The following is a 20,260-nucleotide window of genomic DNA, read 5'->3' as shown; positions in this document are numbered from 1 at the left end:
AAAAAATGCTAAAGATCTCCCTCCTGCTTAAGGGTTTCGGTTTTTCGTACGATTTCCCGTATGATATCATCAATTTCGTATGCAGACCCTTCAATGTATCCCAAAAGCTGAATCAACTCTTCTTTTTGGGAAATCTGCGTTGTTTTAATGAGGTTGATCAAACCCATCATCCGCGAGAGCGGGGCTCTGACCACATGGGACTGTTCAAAGGCTATTTCCTTTAATCGGCGGTTTTGCTCCTGAATAATATTTAGGTGAGTTAGTCGTTCCGTCACGTCGTTTGCAAGGATTACCTCTGCTTTAATTCCATTAAAAAGTAGCAGGTTACACCTCAGTTCTACATCCACCCAAGTGCCCGATTTCAGTCGAAACCGAAATAAATTCTGAAAGCTGGATTGGTCGGGATTCTTCTCCGCAGGTCTACACTCGTATTTTTTAAAATCATCCTCCTGCATGATGTCGTTAAGAGTCATTTCGAGGAATTCCTCTTTGGAATACCCGTAGTGGCTGATGGCTGCTTCGTTGATGTCCAAGAATTGATTGGATACTCTATCCACTACAAACATGGCCTGTGGACTCAAGTGGAAGAGGTCACTGTAGCGTAATTCGGACTCTTTCAGTCTAAGCAGTGTCTTAAATCGCTCTATATTGTATATCAGGCTTTTGTAGAGCGTGGTGGCCGAGAGTTCATCTTTTAGCAAGTAATCAGAGGCACCCAAACTCAAGGACTTGATTGCAAAGGATGCGTCGGTATAACCCGTAAGCACAATGACCGGTGTTTGCCGAACCATTTTTAGGATTTCAATAATAAGGTCCTCGCCACTTTTGTCTGGTAGGGAGAGGTCTAAGAAAATGGCATTGTAGGAGCCTGCTGCCGATTGGTTAAGTATGTCTACGGCCTGTTTGAAATCTGGCGCATGGTCGATTTCCGGAGCCAAAATTGTCTCTTCCAAGAAGTCACTTACGAGGATAAAATCTCCCAGGTTGTCTTCAATGATGAGTACCTTATACGGGTCTTTATCCTTTCTCATGGTTGCATGGATGAAGGTAATACCGCAGTTCTAATCCAAAATCTATCAATCATCGAAACTGTGTTCATAAAGTCCTCTACGTCTACGGGTTTGGTTATAAAACAGTTTGCATGACTTTTATAAGCTTTTAAAATGTCTGCATTTGATGACGAAGTCGTAAGCATTATTACCGGAATGTGCTTGATCTCCTCTGTACTCTTTATAAACTGTAACACCTCATGGCCACTCTTTTTGGGGAGATTGATATCTAAAAGAACGAGATCTGGTCTTTTTACTCCCTCAAAGGGATCTACTTGAAGTAAAAATTGTATTGCATCCTTTCCATCTTTTACTACACTGAGTATGTGTTCAAAGTTGGCCTCCTCCAATGCTTCACGGGTCAACAAAATATCCCCTTCATTATCCTCTACTAATAGGATATGTGTCCTTCTCATGCTTTTCCCCATAGATATCAAATAGTTGCCGCAACTGTTCTGCTTAGCCTTTCGTTGTGCAATGCGGAACGACGGTGATGTGCGGCGGATCGTTTCGATCAATAGTAAAAATCAAATTATACTATTAGGTATTCGAAAACGTTTGCTTCGCAAGATACGGAGTTTTTTGTCATGTTTACAAGATTCGAAAACGCAATTTGTGTCCTTTTTAGAAAACATTCCTTTTTATTGGTTTATTAGTCTTTACTCCTTTCTAAGGGTAAAAAAGAACGCACTACCGTTGTCCAAGTCAGATTCGACCCAAATTTTTCCATCGTGTGAATCGACAATTTTTTTAACAATGGCCAGCCCGATACCATTTCCCGGATAGGTATTACGGTCGTGGAGCCGTTTAAAAATGACAAAGATCTTGTCAAAATGGGCCGGTTCTATGCCGATGCCGTTGTCTCTTACGCAGAATTGGTGGTGGGCTTCAAGTTCTTTATAGGAAATATGAACGCGGGGTCTGCGGTTGTCCGGGCAATATTTTAAAGCGTTTTCAAGAAGGTTTTGAAACACCTGACTGAGCTGGGACTCATGGGTTTTTATTACAGGTAGTGGACCTAGGGTAATTTCCGCCTTTTTAGCTGTTACCATTTCCTGAAGGGACTGTATTGCTGTCTGTATTGATTCGGCAACGTCAATTTGTTCGATTTCCTGCGGGTCATTGCCTATCCTTGCGTATTGAAGCAGATCCAAAATAATCTGCCGCATTCGATCCGCACCATCCACCGCAAGAGAAATGTAGGTTTTTCCTTTTTCATCTAGTATGTCCGAATATTTGGAGGCGATGCGGGACAAAAAGCCCGAAATCATGCGTAACGGTTCCTGCAGGTCATGGGAAGCTACGTAGGCAAATTGTTCAAGCTCGTTATTCTTTTGCTCAAGTTGCTTCAGCGACTCCTGTAGTTTTTGCTGTTCTTGATTTAGTTGTTCTTTTAGGCGGATTTGCTCGTCCAAGGTCTGTTGCATGCCGGCAAACATCCGGGGAATCAGCATGGCAAACAATACGTTTAGGAATAAAAAATTGGAAGACACCGCAAACCAAGAAAGAAGCTGATCTTGATCCGTTGGGTGGAGACCTGTTATATTGAGATGAATAACTAACCCATAAAATGCACAAAAAACGATATTGACAGCCAAGGTGTAAAGTGCGTATTTATCCGGAAAGATGATGATTCCGAAGACGGTAACCGCCAATAAATAAACCAGCCCGGGTCCATAGCTTCCCAAGGTTTTAAAAAGGATCAGGGCGAAACAATAAACAATAAGTACAAATAGGGATTTCTTAACCTGTATGGAGACGCGTTTTTGAAATCCAATCAAATAGAGGACCACTACCAAAACGGCATCGAAGAGGACGATTTCGTAAAATCCTGCTACTAGTGATGCGATGATCCCTGGTATAATCGCGATTAAGCTAAAGGGTATCAGGTATAAGATCGTGATGAAGAACAAATAGTCTCTCCAATAGCCTATAGTAAAGGACTTGTCAGCTATTTCCGGGAAGTTTTTACTCACCGTAAGGGAATACCTGTTCCAGATAGTCAATAGATGATTGGATTTTAATATTTGCTAGGTTTATAAATACTGTCAGGGGAGCTTCACTTATAACCAGCGTGTTCGTTGCTTAAGCCGCACTGCTTGAAGCGATCTTTTTCGGGAAAATAAGCGTAAACGTACTGCCTTCGCCCGGAGTGGCTGTGACTTGTATTTTTCCCTTGTGGAATTCCACTGCCTTTTTGACAGATGCTAGACCGATCCCTGATCCTTCGTAAGCCGATGAGGGATGCAGCCGTTGGAAAATTACGAATATTTTCTCAAAGTATTCTCGGTCTATGCCAATCCCATTGTCTTTTACGGCTAACACCCACTCATTGTCCGAGTCGTAGCAAGCGACAGTTATTTCCGGGGCTACTTCTGGCCTGGCAAATTTCAGCGAATTGTCCAGCAGCTGATGAATGATCATCCGAAAGAGATTGGCATCCCAAATGAACCCACTACAAGTGATATCCAAATGGATTTGCGCTTCCTTTTCTTGTATTTTATGACGCAACTCCGCTAAGCATTCGCTTACTATGCCCTCCACATCGATAGGGGAAGTTTCTTCGTATATTCTACCTATCCTTGAATATTCCAATAGGTCTATGAGGATTTTCCGCATCCGCTTGGCACCGTCTATGGCAAAGTAAATATATTGGTGTGCTTTTTCATCGAGCTGTTCATGATACTTTTTATCCAGTTGGGCCATAAATGCAGAAATCATTCTAAGCGGTTCTTGAAGATCATGGGAAGCGGTATAGGCAAATTGTTCCAATTCGGCATTACTCTGTTTTAATTGCCCTGCATGGGTTTCTAGTTGCCGATTTAGCTTTTTCAATTCAATTACTTTGCTTTCGATTTGGTCCAAGTAATGCCTGACAAGAAAATACAGCAAGATTCCGGTCACAGACACATAAATCAGTCCCTTAGCCGTTTGGAGACCAATAAGTGCCGGTACTGTGTCGCTGCCCGTAATCCACAACAAGGCCCTATCGCTGAAAAAAATCCAGCAATATCCCACCAATAAATAAGCGATGGTAATTTTTACAGCCGGTTTCATCTGTCTATAATTGATTTTTAATGGCCAGATGGAATCTCGCACGAATCACAGTCGTCCCTCTGTGTGTCGCTTGCGTCGTGCTCGATTTCATGTGTCTTTACGTTGTTCTCTAAAGTTATAACCTGCCGTGAAGGTAGAAAAGGTATCCAACCTAGAAATCACATCCTCCCGGGTTAGGTGTTTTACTTAAGTATTATTTGAAGTAGTTTTTGATGATTTAGTAGGTTGCTTGGGCAGCGTAAAGAAAAAGGTGCTGCCTTGATTCTTTTTAGATTCCACCCACACGTTTCCTCCCATGTTTTCGACAATTTTTTTCACAATAGCCAGGCCAATACCCGTACCCGAATATTCGTTTTTATGATGAAGTCGTTGAAATATAATGAAAATTTTCTGAAAATATTCTGCTTCTATACCGATTCCATTGTCTTTTACGCTGAATAGGTAATGCTGGCCAAGATCTTGGCATGCAATTTCAATCTCCGGGGATACCGAATTCTTGCGGTATTTTAGCGCATTGCCTATTAGGTTGTTGAAAACTTGAACTATAGGTGAACGGTATCCTTTAATCTGAGGCAGCCCATGTACCGATATTTTTGCCTGCGTTTCTTCTATTAATTTTCGGTTTAGCATGGTAACTTCCTGGACGATTTCCTCTAGCGGCACCTCGGTTATTTTTTCGTCGTTTTTGCCCACTCTGGAAAATTCCAGTAAGTCCAAGATGATTTGTCGCATCCTGCTGGCACCATCCAACGCAAAGTGGATATATTCCTTTGCACGATCGTCAAAAAGGCTTTCATATTTTTTGTTTAGTTGGGCGAGGAAACTCGTGACCATGCGGAGTGGTTCCTGAAGGTCATGCGAGGCGACGTAGGCGAATTGTTCCAATTCCGAATTGGAAATGGCCAGTTCCTGCGCACGCGCTTCCAGCGCAAGGTTTAGGTTTTCCAGTTCTCGATTGGCTTTTTCAAGTTTTTCGGTCGCATTTACCCGGTCAGTGATTTCGAATCTAATGGATAGGTATTGCTTTGGTTTACCCTTTTCATCCAAGAATGGAACCATGGTAGAATCCAACCAGTAATCGGTACCATCTTTTGCTTTGTTTTTGATGGACCCGTGCCAAACCTCGCCCTTTGCCAATGTTTTCCACATCTCAACAAAAAAAGCTTTGGGGTGATGGCCGGAGTTGATGATTTGATGGGTACTGCCAATCAACTCTTCTCTGCTATATTTGGAAATTTCACAAAACTTATCATTTACCGAAAGAATATTGCCACTATTGTCCGTTAAGGCAACGATAGCTGCTTGATCTAAAGCAAACTTGTAGTCCTCTAGCGTCTGCAGGTTACGCTTTAGGGATTCCTCTGCTTTTTTACGTTCACTAATATCGGTGTGTATCCCAAATACGGCAACTAATTGACCATTTTCATCCCGAATAGGGCCCGCACTTAAAAAGTACGGAGTTATTGTTCCTTGACGGTCTTTGAGTTCGATGTCTCCTTTCCAAACATTACCGTCCAGTAGGTTCTCAAATACATCCCGAGAAACCTCCTGATTGCTGTAGACAGCTTGAGGCCCTCCGATCAATTGAAGGTCTTCTGTGTTATAACCTAATCGTTTTTCGAAGGATGGGTTAAGGTAGATGACTTGTCCTTCCAGACCGGCCACGGCGATCCCTTCTTGGGAAGTTTCGACGATGCGTTTGAAAATCAGTAACTGCTGTTCAGCCGTTTTTTCTTCGTGGATATCCTGTATGCTACCGAATAGTCTAGTGACTTTTCCACCCACAAACTCGGCCTGACCGATGGACCGAATCCATTTTTCACGCCCGTCTGCAGTAATAATGGGAGCCTCAAAGTCAAACGGCTTACCCGATTTCATACAATCAGCGATCGTTTTGGCCACATATTCGCGGTAGTCTTCCCGATAAAAATTGAGCGCCTCCGTCACATTTGGAACGTAATTTTCGTCTTCTAAACCATGGATTTTGCGCGCCACTTCTGACCACTGCGTCAGTTGTCCCTGAATATTGACCTCCCAGCCGCCGATTTTGGCCATTTGGTAGGCGCTGTCCAGTAATAATTGGAGCGACTTTTGCCTAGTGATGTCTTTACCAATGGTGTAAATCACGCCCTCTTCGGGCAATGCGGTGGAGGACCAGGTAAGCCATACGGTCTTTCCGGATTTGGTAATGTAGCGATTTTCGAACACTATCGGACTAGTGTCTGTGCTAAGCCGTTTGTATTCTGCTTGGGTTTTGAGCAAGTCGTCTGGATGAACAAAATCCAAAATGGGTCGGGAGGTTAATTCTTCTTCCGAATATTCCAACATGCGGCAGGCTGATGCATTTATTCGGATGAAGTACCCATCGTAATCGGCAATACCAATCAAATCGGGGGCTGTATCAATTATTTTGTTCAGCTCTGTTTCCAATTTCTTGCGCATGAGCTCGCCACCCAGATATTCGTTCAGACTACTGAAAATGCTCATGAAATTCTGAAGACTATCCGCTGTTCCCGTTGTGCCGAAAACCATTACGCCGATTGTTTCGCCCCGATGGATCAAGGGCATGCCAAAAAGCGTCGAGATGCCAGATTTACGGGCGGCTTGGTTTCGGATGAACTCAGTCCTGCCTCCTACTTGATCCCATAGCTTGGGCTTTTCCGTTTGCCAAACAGTTCCGGGTAGTCCCTCTCCTTTTTGAAAGGAGGTGTATTTACTGCTCCACTTTTTGAAGTCCTCTGCTGCCTTTGTCCTCAAATGTTGACTCACCAGTTTGATACTTTTCTTATCTGTATGGATCAGCCAAGCCTCTGCGATATCTACTTTCGCAAACTCCCCCAAGAAATGGGAGGTTTCTCCCAAAGCTGCTATCAACCCAGTGCTTTGACTGAATATGAGGCTGATTTCATGTTGAAGTTTCTTTTCAATTTCTTTGTTGTATTGCTGCGTGATGTCCTGCATTGCGCCGATTACCCTAATCGGCCTTCCTTCGCGGTTTCTCAAAATCAGCGCTTTGTTTGATACTACGGCAAAGGTACCATCTGCCTTTAGGTACCGGTGTTGACATTGCCAGCGTGTAGTATCTGATTTGAGCGCCACATTGGCATCGTGCAGGATACCTTCCAATTCAGCCGGATCTAGTCGCCGGTGTACTTTAGCGAGGTCGGTCAATCTGCGGTCATCCGGGACTTCACCGAAGACTTTTTCGTAATTCCCCCCCCAATGTACTTTTCCTGTTGCGATATCCCAATCCCAGATCACATCAGAAGTTGCTTGGGTGACATAGGTGAATCGCTGATTGCTTTCCCGTATACTTTCTTCAGCCTGTTTTCGTGCGGTTATGTCTTGTATGGAACCAAATACTCGTATCACAGACCCGTCTGCCTTCTCTGCTTTGCCTATGGATCTGACCCATTTGTGCTTGCCACTTTGGCTAATAAATTCCAATTCCAGGTCAAAAGGACTGCCTTTTTCAATGCAGTCCGAAATTGCCTGGCTTATCAAATCACGGCTTTCGCCTTCTTTGTAATATAACAAGCCATTTGAAATACTGAGTGAAACGGAGTCCGGTATTTCGTATATTTGCTGCGTGATTGTCGAATAGTTTAGGGTTTCTGAGCCCACTAGGTATTCCCAGGCTCCGATTTGTGCGATGTCCTGGGCTTCTGCGAGTAATCTCTTGATTCCTTTTTGCTGGGTAATATCTTTGACAGAAGTAAGCTTAAACTTCCTTCCATCTGGCTGTACCATCAGATCAGCAGAAACTTCCACATCGAAGGTTTTTCCATTTCTGGTAACCACACGTTCTTCACCGATTCCTTCTATGCCGTTTTCGATAAATCGGTCATGCAGGGACTTTAACCTGTCCCGCTCCGCCTGTGGAACCACCAGGGTGAAATGTTTTCCAATTAACTCTTCTCTGGTGTATTCGTACAGCTTGCAGTATGCCTCATTTACGTCCACCATGAAGCCTTCCTCGTCGGTGATACAAATTCCTAGGGAAACAACATTGTAGACGGAGGAAATGAGTTTTTCCGCCATAGTAAGGCTAGACTGGGTTTTCTTCAATGAGGTAATGTCCAAGAGACCCAGCGAAATACCCGTGACTTCTTCTTGGTTAAACAAGACCGGAGTATAGTTTACCGTTAGCCATCTGGTGTCACCTGAGAGATTCCGAAAGTGCTTTTCCCCTGTAAATGCCCTGCCCGCTGTGACCTCTTTGAAGTTACGAATAAAATCCTCGGTTTCCCCCCCCGGTAGGTAGTCCAAAATCAATGTCGCGGTTGCTAGTTTTTTTCCGCTTAAATCGTGGAATAGCTGTGTCGCCTGGGTGTTGAATTTTTTGATCAGGTAGTTGTTGTCTACCAATACAAAAGCCTGCAAGTCGTTATTAAGCAGTGCTTCGGTATTGGACTGAAGGTGTTGCAGGTCGAGTTCTTTGGCCTCCAGGGTTTCATGGGCCGTTTTTAACTCCATGTATGCGACCTGTATCTCTTCGTTGGTACTTTGCAGCTCTTCGTTGGTGGTTTCAAGTTCTTCGTTTGCTGATTGAAGTTCTTCGTTGGTACTTTGTAGTTCTTCGATCAGAGACTGTAATTCCTCGTTACTGGTTTCGATTTCCTCTATGTAAGTCTGAAGCTGTTCTTTGGTTTCATTCAGCTCTTCTTCCAGTTCACGAAGGCGGAACACTTCGGTATTTCCGTTGACGATCGGCTCGCCCGGTTGGATGAACTCTTCGATGTCCATTCTTTCAAAAAGCACCATAAAAAGCGGCTCGGAAGTACCGCTGCCCTCGATGGGAAAAACGCCGATCCGTGCATAATGGATGGAATCGAACAGATGGAATTTTTTAATCTTACTTTTGACTTCTTTATTGGATTTGATGCATTTGGAAAGCACCGACCGGACTTCTATTTGGAGTTCCGGGTTCAACATTTTGATCAGGTTGGCCTGAATGCCTCCTTCACTAAGGGTGATAAATAGTCGTACGTCTCCGTGTACTTCCTGAATATCGTGTGCCTCGTTCACCACCACGTAGGGGATGTCCAGGGCCCGCAGCAGTGTTTTTTTTACTGCATCTTTCAGGCTATTTCCCGAGTCGGAGGGCGGTGGCCCCGTTTTTTTAGCGGGGATAGTCTGTGGTTTAAGCGCCGAAAACCGAATCGTTTGAAGTCCTTGGGATATTTTTTTTCTGTATATTCGATGCTTGGCGTTTTCTTCTTTAAATAAGGAGGTAAAGGCACCAATAGTTTCAGATTTCCCCAAAAACAGGTATCCTGATGGCAACAGCGCAAAATGAAAAAGTGGGATGAGTTGCTGCTGAAGAGAGTTTTTAAAGTAGATTAGTAGGTTCCGACACGAAATCAAATCCAACTTTAAAAATGGTGGGTTCCGCATGATGTCGTGTTTGGAAAACAACACCATGGTGCGAATGGCTTTCGCCACCTCGTAGTCAGATCCCCTAGCTGTAAAGTATTGGGCGATTATTTCCACTGAAAGCTTTTCCAAGGATGCGGGCCGGTAGACAGCCGACCTCGCATGGGCGATTGCCCGGTCATCGATATCAGTGGCAAATATCTGTACGTCTAGATGTTCTTTACCGTGATTTTTAAGTAATCGATGCAGCAATATCGCTATGGAATAGGCTTCCTCACCAGTGGAGCAACCCGGGATCCATACACGAATGGTTTCGTTGTGTTTTTTGGATTGAATTAATCCGTCCAAGCTAGATTCAAGGGCATCGAACGAATCGGCATCTCTAAAAAAGTCCGTTACGCCAATCAAAACCATCTTAAAGAGGTCGTTGACTTCCTCTGGATTATCCTCTAGGTATTCTACGTACCGCTCCAAGGAGTCGAGGTGGAGGGTAGTCACCCTTTTTTCCAACCGTCTTGTCAGACTGGCATTTTTATAATTGAAGAAATCTGTGCCACTTTTTTTACTAAGTAACTCTACAATTTTTTCATAAGGTGGCTTTTGCAACTCTTGGGATTTAAATTGGTCTGAACCGGCAGTCAACGATAGCATGCCGGATAAGTGTTTTCCCAACTCCTTTGCCGAAAGAATCTCGTCGACATGCCCCGTCTGAATAGCGGCGTTGGGCATCCCATCGTACTTGGCACTGGAAGGTTCTTGTGCCAAAACATAGGCATCCCCAGCCATGGCCAGGCGATTAATGCCCTCCGCACCGTCGGTTCCAGTGCCGGAGAGAATAATCGCGATTACTTGATTGTCTTCCTTGGCGAGCGACTCAAACAATACATCGACCGAGGGTTTCGGGCCGATACTGGAATGAGGTTTGGCCAAATAGATAGTTTCCTCAGAGATCGAAATTTCTGTATCCGGAGGGGTGATGTAGATGGTTTTTTCAGTTAATTTTTGCAAATGGACTGCTTCCTGTATCGTGAAAGAGGTGGCTTTGGCGAGCAATTGCACTAACATACTGCGATGTGTAGGGCTCATGTGTTGTGCGATTACTACACAGCAGTTATCCAGTACATCTAGATTGGAAAGGAAATCCTGCAGGGCTTCCAGCCCTCCTGCCGAAGCGCCCACGGCAATAATTCGCAGGGCTGGGCTTTGAATGGTCGTCTCGTCTATAGCTGGCTCGGATGTCGAGTTTGATGTCATGTTCAATAGCGGATTTTAAACTTTTAGGGTAGGTAGCTGGATTAGGTATAAACAGGTATCACAATTTAATTTGGCAATTCACCTTTTTAGCTCGTGTGTAGATCTGAATTTTCCGGGGATGTTTTAAGCATAAAAAAGCCAGTAGACCAATGTTTTCCAAAAAAACACTTTTCCGAACACGACCTTGGCAGATGGTCGCAAACTACTGTTGATTTTTCCATGCTAAAAATTACCTTGAAGCTTTAATGAATTTAGAAGGAAGGAATGCCGGTTTATTTTAAAATCGTACTAAAAGCTATCAAAGTAGGTTGATTTCAATCGATGGTACCAAGACAAGTCCTAATTAACCAATACAATCAAGCATACAGCCCCAACTTCAGCGCCCGAGAGTTTTCATCCCGTCCAAATCCATTTTAATATGTAGGAAAGCTATTAATAAAATTTTATTAAAAAAAGCGTAAACGATGGAAATACCCTTACTTAGGAGCGGAGGATATGTGTATCAATTGAATATTTATAGAGGTGAGAATTAGCTAAATTTGTGAATTTAATTCTTAAGTATATTTTGTTTACTTCAATAGTCTGTTTGTGCATTTTATCAGGTGGTTTATTTACTCCTCTTTTGCGCTAGGCGGAGCTTTCATTGTCAATTCCATGAATTCCTGGTTTTTTGTGCGCTTTGCTGGGCAAAGATAGGCCGTTGGATCATATTAGGGTGCTTCTAAAATATTTTAACTATCTATTTATTCCTATGTGCAACTGTCTTAATTTTGAACCATGAGTAAGGACACCAACCCCATTGCGCCATTTCTTAGGCAGCTCGCCGGCATACTAGAGGGCGAGTTACACTACGATTCTTTAATGAAAACACTGTATGCGACAGACGCCTCGGTTTATCGGGCTATGCCACTTGCCGTAGTATTTCCTAAAAATGCCAAGGACATACAGAAGCTGATACAATTTGCTACGGAGCACAAGACTTCCCTGATTCCCCGAACTGCAGGGACTTCTTTGGCCGGTCAGTGTGTGGGAGAGGGTATCGTAATGGATGTATCCAAGCACATGAACAAAATCCTTGAATTCAACGCCGTAGAGGGCTGGGTAAGGGTACAGCCCGGTGTCGTCCGCAATGAATTAAATCATTTCTTAAAACCCCACGGGTACTTCTTTAGTCCGATTACGAGCACGGCTAGTAGGGCGATGATCGGGGGAATGGTGGGTAATAACTCCTGTGGGACTACCTCCATTGTGTATGGAAGCACCCGAGAGCACACGCTTGCGTTGACGGTGCTGCTTAGCGATGGATCTGAAGTTGAAGTCAAAGCGCTTTCAGACGGCGAATTTGAACAGAAGTGCACCTTGGATACCCTTGAGGGGAGTTTGTACCGGCATATAAGGGATGAGCTATCCAATCCTGAAGTGCAAATGCAGATTCGGGAGAATTTTCCAAAGCCAAGTATCCATAGGCGAAATACCGGATATGCAGTAGACTATTTGCTGGAGTCTAGGCAGTTTTCCGAGAATCCTGACCCTTTTGATTTTTGTAAGTTGCTGTGTGGTTCGGAAGGCACTCTTGCGGTGACAACAGAAGTGAAACTGCACTTGGATCCGCTTCCAGATCCTCACGAGATCGTGGTGGCAGCCCATTTCGATTCGATTCATCAAAGTATGAAGGCTGCACAAGTAGCGATGAAACATCAGCCTACTGCGGTAGAGTTGATGGATAAGATCATTCTTGATTGTACCAAAGAGAATGTAGAGCAAAGCAAAAACCGCGATTTTGTTGAAGGCGATCCCAAGGCCATTCTGATGGTTGAATTCAGGGGAAAGGCATTGGGAGAGGCCATTGCACAAGGTGAACAATTCATCCAATCGCTACGTGATGTCGAATTGGGATATGCTTATCCAATCATCGGTCCTGAACGGACAAAGAGCGCCTGGGAGTTACGCAGTGCCGGTCTGGGGCTGCTTGCCAATATACCGGGAGACCCCAAGGCGGTAGCTTGCATCGAGGATACCGCAGTGGATATTGAAGATTTAGCGGATTACATCGATGAATTTGCTGAGATCATGAAGGGTTTTGGTCAAAACCCGGTCTACTATGCGCATGCAGGAGCTGGAGAAATCCACCTTAGGCCCATACTTGACTTGAAGAAATCGGCCGATGTGCAGAAGTTTTACGAAATCAGCGAGGCTTCTGCCAAGCTGGTGAAGAAATACCGAGGTTCGTTGAGTGGTGAGCATGGGGACGGACGGGTCAGAGCCGCATTCATACCGCTGATGGTGGGAGAAGAGAACTACGCCCTTTTTAAACGCATCAAAAAAGCATGGGATCCAAACCATGTATTTAATCCGGGTAAGATTGTAGATGCCCCCCCAATGAACAGTTCGCTGCGTTATGAGCCGGACATGGTGACTCCCGAACATCAGACGATGTTTGACTTTAGTTCAGTAGGTGGGATTCTGCGTATGGCGGAAAAGTGCAATGGAAGTGGCGACTGCCGAAAATTACCCCATACGGGTGGAGGAACCATGTGTCCGAGTTTTCAGGCCACCCGAAACGAACGCGACACTACTAGGGGCCGCGCGAATACCCTTAGAGAGTTTTTGACTAACAGCACCAAAGCGAACCCCTTTGACCATCCTGAGATCAAAGAGGTGATGGATTTATGTCTTTCTTGCAAAGGGTGTACCTCTGAGTGTCCCTCTAATGTGGATATGGCTACGATGAAGGCAGAATTTCAACACCAGTATTACAAAACCCATGGAGTTCCGCTACGAGCCAAAGCCTTTGCTTACATTAATCAGCTCAATGGGATTGGGAGCAAAATCCCTGGAGTTTCCAACTTTTTCCTTTCCAACAGCCTAACTGCCGGTGTGCTTAAAAAAGTGCTTGGAGTGTCACCTGACAGGGAGCTACCCAAGATTTCCCCTGTTTCACTTCGGAATTGGTATACCAAAAATTACCATAGCCTTACAGGAAAAACTCCCTGTATCAAGACGGTATATTTGTTTGCCGATGAGTTTACCAACCACAACGATACCGAAGTAGGTATCAAGGCAATCAAGTTGTTGCGGTATTTGGGTTATGAGGTAAGGATGGTGGATCACCCGGAAAGTGGGCGTGGAGCCATTTCGAAAGGCTTGCTGGAATATGCCCGAAAGGTTGCGGATAAAAATGTCGAGTTATTCAGTAAGTTGATCTCTGCCGACATGCCACTCTTGGGGGTTGAGCCTTCTGCCATTTTGAGTTTTCGGGACGAATACCCGCGGTTGGTATCCAAACAATGGGTCGCTGCTGCCAAGAAGTTGAAGGTATTCGCGTCGCTCATAGATGAATTTTTGGCCAAGGAAGTTATGGCGGGTAATATAACCCCAGATCAATTTACAGACGAGAAACGGGAGATTCTATTGCATGGTCACTGCCATCAAAAGGCCTTGTCTTCGGTCAACTTCACTTCAAAGTTGTTGGCGTTGCCGAGAAATTATTCCGTTAAGGTAATTCCTTCAGGTTGCTGCGGAATGGCGGGATCTTTTGGATATGAGGAAGAGCATTTTAAACTCAGCATGCAAATCGGGGAAATGGTGCTTTTTCCGGCAATTCGAAAAGCGGGGGAAGAGGTGGCCATAGCGGCGCCGGGGACTAGTTGCAGGCATCAGATAGCCGATGGAACCGGTAAAAAGGCATTGCACCCTGTAGAAATCCTGTTTGATGCGGCGGGGTTGGCCTAAGAGGGGATGGGTAGGAAAGTAGGTCGTACCAGGCTCGAACTGGTGACCTCTGCCCTGTCAAGGCAGCGCTCTGAACCAACTGAGCTAACGACCTAGGTTCATGCTGCAATAATAAGGTTATTTTGGAACACGGCCAAATGGTCGTCCAATGCATTATCAAAATAGATGGAGTCATGGCGTTTGCCAAAGGATACGTCAACGGACGTCACAAGATAATGGACTAAAAACGCAAAAGTCCCGAACGAATCCGGGACTTTTCTTTTTGGTCTTCTTTCTTAATTTGTAGAAGCTTCTTCCAGTTGCTCTTCCGATACCTCTGGAGTTTCTTCAGCAGGAGTTTCAATTACTTCCTCTTCCCATACCTCTTCTGTTGGCGTTTCTTCTACGGAAGATTCAATGGGCTCAGAAAGTTCTTCTTCCACCTTTTTTTGGCCGCAAGAGGCTACTGCCATTGCTGCAGCGATAGTCATCGCAATGATGCTTGTTTTCATTTTTTTTATGTGATTTTTTACGTCCACTTGGACGACACAAAAGTACATAAAAATATCTTCATATTTACAAGTGGTCAATATAAAAAATAAATGGAGTTTTGATTATTTTAACGGTTTTTTGCCCACTTCTTTTTTGATTGTAAAGCGGAAGGTGGTTCCCTCATTTAGCCTGGATTCCAGCCAGATCGTCCCCCCGTAGTTTTCAATGATTTTTTTGGTGATTGCCAGTCCCATGCCAGTACCAGGAAGGGTAGGTTCCTGATTTAGCCGCTGAAATATGATAAAAATCCGGTCAAAATATTCGGGTTCTATTCCGATTCCATTGTCCTGTACCGCTATTTCGTAGGTATTACCACTGTCTATACTGCCAATATGAATGACAGGGCTTCTATGGGGTGAGCGGTATTTGAGGGCGTTACTGATCAAATTCTGAAAGACCTGTCGAAGGGGCACTTGGAAGCCTTTTACGATCGGCAGGTTTTCAGTGGTGATCACCGCGTTCGTTTCTTCGATCGTTTTCCGGAAAAGTAGTTTTGTTTCTTCTACAATCTCCGAAATACTGACCTCCTCCAATTGATCCTGCTCGCGGCCAACTCGCGAGTATTCAAGCAGATCTAATATAATCTGCCGCATTCTCCTAGAGCCGTCTACAGCAAAGTTGATGTATTGCCTGCCCTTATCATCCAAGAGTTTGCCGTATTTGCGTTCGATTTGTCCCAAGAAGCTTGTGATCATTCGCAGCGGTTCTTGCAGGTCGTGGGATGCGACGTAAGCGAATTGTTCTAGTTCCTGATTGGAGATAGCGAGTTCTTCAATTTTTGATTTTAATTGGGAATTGAGTGCTTTGAGGGAATTTTCATATTCTTTTTGATGTGAAATGTCTGTCATAGCTCCCAGCACCCGTACTACGGTTCCGAATGTATCCCGTATGAATATCGCCCTATCGACCACGTGGGCAAATGATCCATCTGCCCGCATGAATCGATATTCTTCCACCCAATGGTTGGTTGGGAAGGATGGCTGCATGTATTCTTGGATCTTTTGGATGATATGTTCTTTGTCACCAGGATGAATCCGGCTGATCAAATATTCCAGAGAAGGGTTTACTTCGTGTAATTTGTATCCAAATAGGTTTTCGAACCCTTTACCCCAAAAAAGGGAATTCTTGGGCACATCAAAGTCCCAAATGGCATCGTTTGTGGCGTCGGCGATTTTCTGGAACCGCTCATTGGACATATGTATTTCCCGCTCCGATTTTTTTCGACTGCTTATATCGCGAATAAAAACGCCTAGTTGGTCCCACCTAGGATGAATTCCAATCTCCAACCACCTATTTGAAACGGCGTCGTGGCTTTCCATCTGCTGGGAGACTTTTGTTTCCAAAGCTATTTGACATTTCTTCAGGAGTCCATACTTTAGGAGTTCTGGCACCGCTTCCCAGATGTTTTTTCCAACCACGTGACTACGTGGAACCTGCAGCAGGTTTTCGGCACTTTTGTTCCAGTATAGGGTTTTCCAGCTTTTGTCTACAGAAAAGAACGACTCACCAATACTTTCCAGTATATTATTCCGTTCATTTAGTGCTTGCCGAATCGCCTGTTGGTCTGTTTTGTGTTGGTGAATGTCCTGGACGCTGCCATAAAGACGCACGACCTGACCCTCTTCCACTTCTACCTTACCTTCTATTCGCACCCATTTTTCTTTTCCCTGTGCGGTGGTGATGCTTGATTCAAAATCAAAAGGCTCTGCAAACTCTATGGCTCTGTTGATTTTTTCTCTTATAAAATTCCGGAAGTCTTCCGGATAATAGGCTATTGCAGTGTCAAGTCCAGGTTCATATTCTGCAGGAACTTCAAAAATCTCCCGCGTCATAGCGGACCATTTATGTGTATTATTCACAAAGTCGATTTCCCAAGCACCTACTTTGGCCATTTCCGAAGCCTCGGCAAGCATTCGTTGAAGTTCAAAAAGTGGTGTAACATCCTTACCATAGGAAAATAAGTACCCGTCATCTCCAAAGGGTGTGGAGGATCCCCAAGAAATATATTTGTAAGCCCCTGACTTGGTTCTGTAGCGATTGATGAAATTAGTTGCCTGTCTGACTCCTGTACTTGTTTCCAAAAACTCCATAGAAGTCGCTGATCGATCGTCGGGATGTACAAAGTTTGTAAATGGTTGGTATAAGATTTCCTTCTCAGTATATCCTAGCAACGTGCATAAGGCTGGATTGACTTTGGTGAAGTACCCTTTGGGCGACGCAATTGCCAGAATATCCGGCGACCACTCAAAAAGCAGTCTCATCTGTTCCTCTTGTTGTTTACGTCTGATCTCGCCACCCAAGTAATCAACCACCTCTTCGATGATTTCGAGTCGATAGTGAACATCGGCGAGCGCTTCCGCGCTGTAAAGAACGAGTACTCCCACCAGGTTTTCGCCTTGGATTACCGGGAATGCCATACAGCACCTCAGTCTATCCTTTTGGGGCAGCTCTTTTTGTGGAAAAGAGGGGTTTTCTTTCGGGTTTTCCCAAGTTTTTGATTGTTTGAGATTCCATATCAAACCGGGAACGTCTTCTCCTCGGCTGATTTTTTTTCTTGATCCTATGTATTTTTCGTGACAAGGAAGTGGGTTTTCTGAACAAAATGCGGCTAGGGACAGACTATCGTTGTCATCGCTTTTAACCCAGATTTCTCCTAAAAGGAACTCGTTGTCCTCGAAAAACATCCGGAGTGTTTCCTTTAATACAAGAGAAAGTGAACTACCAGTATTGAAGAGTGTTGAGATTTTATGTCGGTAGAGCTGAGCAAGTTCACTTTTTTTTGTGTTGGAAATATCCCGCATTACACCTACCATGCGAATGGGTTTACCTAGACGATTTCTTACCAAGTGACCAATCTCTTCTACAAAGGCGTAGTTTCCGTCTCCTTTTCTCCACCTAAAGACTTCCTGCCATTTTAGTCGGGAAGGATCCCCCATGAATTTTACCCATTCTTCCCTGTTTTTTTCAACATCGACCGGGTGTTGGATGTTCTCCCATTCTTTTATCGAAGAGGGTATTTGATCTGGATTATTTCCGAAAATTCGTCCGTAGGATTCGCCCCATTGGAAGGTGTCCTTCTCTATATCCCAGTCATAAATGGCATCATTGGTTGCTTTGTTGATCAGTTCAAACCGTTCATTACTATCTCTGAGCATCTTCTCAGATTGAACCCGCTGCGTGATATCAATCCCTATACACTGTAGCTCAAATGGGTTTCCCATGGTGTCTTTCACACAGATGAAATCCCATAATGTGCTCGTGGTACCCTCGTCTTTGGTAGGCGTATCAATTTCAATCTTGTGAACGGTGTCAGGCTGCAGGATACATTGGGCTATGGTTTCCTTTACTTGTTGGAGATGGTATTCTCGGATGGCCTGCCAAAAGAAATCTCCAATCATTTCTCTACCCCTGTAATTACCGCTAAACTCTTCTTGAAACTTCTTATTTACATAGGTATACCTACCATCGAGATCTAATCGGATTACATAATTGGTTTGGGACTCATACAAGCCCCTTAGCCTGGCTTCGCTTTCTTTCAGTTTTTGATTGGCATATACGATATCTGATATGTCGTTACTATTGGCAATAAAGCCCTGTATATCCGGGTCATTTGACAAATCCGCCAAAGTGGTACGGATCCAACGCCATTCCCCGGTTTTTTTTCGAAATCTGTAGGGGGAGGTGATGGAACTTTGCGCATAAATGATCTGTGAAATTTCTTCTTTTACCCGGTTGCGGTCTTCCGGATGAATAAAAGCGTAGGCGGACTGCCCTAAAAGGTCCTCCTCCGCATAGTTTAGGATGCGCTGATAGGTTGGACTGACATAATCGAAGGTGCCTTTTTTGCTAAGAATAGCCACAAAATCGCCGCCCTCTTGGATCATCGATTTATAGCGTCTTTCATTTTTCGCGATAAGTCGCTCTGCATCCTTGAGTTCGCTTACATCCCGACCAACACAATAAACACGCTCCTGTTCTATATCAAAATGGGCTGTCCAGATTAATGGAACCAAATGCCCGGCCCGGTGCAGATACGCATTTTCGAAGTTTTTTAGTTTTTTGACCAGCATCAATTGAGCCCATAATGCGCTGGCCTGGTCTATATGGTCTGGATTAAGGAATTCCGAGAAGTGGCGCCCCTTTAGTTCTTGGGGACTGTACCCCAGGATATCGTTGGAAGCCTTGTTTATCTGCAAAAAGCGACCTTCCATATCCAACACGCATATAAGATCCAATGAGCTGTTTAATATTTTTCGAAGTTCTTGTTTTTTCTCGGTAAATTCGGTGATATCTTGAAAAATTCCAATTAGGCGAATTGCCTTTCCGGCATGGTCACGGATCACCTCTGCCTTGGATACTATGTAGGCCAATTGGCCATTCTTCCGCACTAACCGTTTACGAATATTGTAGGCCGTTATTCCATTGACTACGGCCTCCATGTGTTCGAAGACCCGCTCTCGATCCTCGGGATGGATAACTTCCACTGCAGAGGCAAAATCCAATACAAACTCGCCGGGTTCATATCCCAGCATCCGATATACTCCCGCGGACCACTCAATGTTGTTTGTGAGCAAACAAAGCTTCCAAGTGCCCGACTTAGTCAGCGACTCTGTAATCGCTAAAAGTTGTTGTTCCTCTGATTTCCTGCTTTCTCCATCACTAACCTTTTTCATATCCCAAGGCAATTAGAGTCATTGAATTAAAATTAGCGATTCATTCTCAATTAGTTGTAGGGTTGATGGATATTTTACGCATCGAACGACTTATTTTCGTTTCAGGACAATAAAATCCATGCTGTATTCATCCGATGTAAGCCTATGATCTACCTTCTTCCTTTCTGTTTCTTCCCAATCGTTCAGGTTGAATTCAGGGAAAAAGGTATCTGCATCCGGATTGGCATGAACTTCTGTTATAATAAGTTCGTCCGTATAGGGTAAGGCCTGCCTGTAGATTTCTGCTCCTCCCAAGATGAAGACAGTACGAAGCTCTTTGGCTCTTGCAGCCTCTAGCGCGCTTTCTAAGGAGTGGAAGACCGCATGACCCTCCGGCACGTTGAAATGCTGATTTCGAGTAACTACATAATGAGTCCTTCCGGGGAGCGGTTTATCCAAGCTTTCGAAGGTCTTTCGTCCCATGATCACGTGGTGTCCCCTTGTAGTTTCTTTAAAATGTTTTAAGTCGGAAGGAAGGTGCCAAGGCAAACCGTTGGCCTTGCCTATAGCGTTATTTTCCGCTTTGGCGACGATAATGGATACTTTCAA

The 20,260-nt window shown here is 44.4% G+C and carries 9 protein-coding genes and 1 tRNA gene; 1 reads left to right on the top strand and 9 read right to left on the bottom strand.

Translation table 11 applies throughout. The features are described from left to right. Positions 1–8 precede the first annotated feature (8 nt). The 5 genes from IAQ59_RS08075 to IAQ59_RS08055 form a co-directional block, all read right to left on the bottom strand. On the bottom strand, positions 9–1,031 hold the full coding sequence (locus IAQ59_RS08075) for a response regulator (protein WP_209330285.1): 1,023 nt from the start codon (positions 1,029–1,031) through the stop codon (positions 9–11). Continuing rightward, the gene (locus IAQ59_RS08070) at positions 1,028–1,465 is read right to left on the bottom strand and encodes a response regulator (protein WP_209330284.1); all 438 of its coding nucleotides are present in this window, start codon (positions 1,463–1,465) and stop codon (positions 1,028–1,030) included. Before IAQ59_RS08070 ends, IAQ59_RS08075 begins: the two co-directional genes overlap by 4 nt. A 243-nt stretch (positions 1,466–1,708) precedes the next feature. Next, entirely contained in the window at positions 1,709–3,055 is a 1,347-nt protein-coding gene (locus tag IAQ59_RS08065; RefSeq protein ID WP_209330283.1) for a sensor histidine kinase, read from the bottom strand. A 79-nt stretch (positions 3,056–3,134) separates the two neighbouring features. Further along, positions 3,135–4,106, bottom strand: a complete 972-nt coding sequence (locus IAQ59_RS08060; protein WP_209330282.1) for a sensor histidine kinase — start codon at positions 4,104–4,106, stop codon at positions 3,135–3,137. A 186-nt stretch (positions 4,107–4,292) separates the two neighbouring features. Then, positions 4,293–10,736, bottom strand: coding sequence for a PAS domain S-box protein (locus IAQ59_RS08055; protein ID WP_209330281.1), 6,444 nt, complete (start codon positions 10,734–10,736; stop codon positions 4,293–4,295). A gap of 777 nt (positions 10,737–11,513) precedes the next feature. Between IAQ59_RS08055 and IAQ59_RS08050 the strand changes: the two genes are divergently transcribed. After that, complete coding sequence (locus IAQ59_RS08050; protein ID WP_209330280.1) at positions 11,514–14,468, top strand: FAD-binding and (Fe-S)-binding domain-containing protein; 2,955 nt, start codon at positions 11,514–11,516, stop codon at positions 14,466–14,468. A gap of 19 nt (positions 14,469–14,487) precedes the next feature. Here IAQ59_RS08050 and IAQ59_RS08045 read toward each other — a convergent pair. From IAQ59_RS08045 to IAQ59_RS08030, 4 genes are all read right to left on the bottom strand, one after another. After that, a tRNA-Val gene (locus tag IAQ59_RS08045) sits at positions 14,488–14,562 on the bottom strand. A 181-nt stretch (positions 14,563–14,743) separates the two neighbouring features. Next, positions 14,744–14,959 carry a hypothetical protein gene (locus tag IAQ59_RS08040; protein WP_209330279.1) on the bottom strand — a complete coding sequence of 72 codons (216 nt, stop codon included), beginning with the start codon at positions 14,957–14,959 and terminating at the stop codon, positions 14,744–14,746. Positions 14,960–15,061: 102 nt separating this feature from the next. Beyond that, on the bottom strand, positions 15,062–19,672 hold the full coding sequence (locus IAQ59_RS08035) for a PAS domain S-box protein (RefSeq protein ID WP_209330278.1): 4,611 nt from the start codon (positions 19,670–19,672) through the stop codon (positions 15,062–15,064). 90 nt (positions 19,673–19,762) lie between these two features. Continuing rightward, on the bottom strand, positions 19,763–20,260 hold the full coding sequence (locus tag IAQ59_RS08030; protein WP_209330277.1) for a dihydrofolate reductase: 498 nt from the start codon (positions 20,258–20,260) through the stop codon (positions 19,763–19,765).

This window comes from Lunatimonas salinarum, assembly GCF_017811155.1.
Classification (GTDB): domain Bacteria; phylum Bacteroidota; class Bacteroidia; order Cytophagales; family Cyclobacteriaceae; genus Lunatimonas; species Lunatimonas salinarum.
The sequence above is the reverse complement of the archived record's forward strand: the minus strand, read 5'-3'. Positions and strand labels throughout refer to the sequence as shown.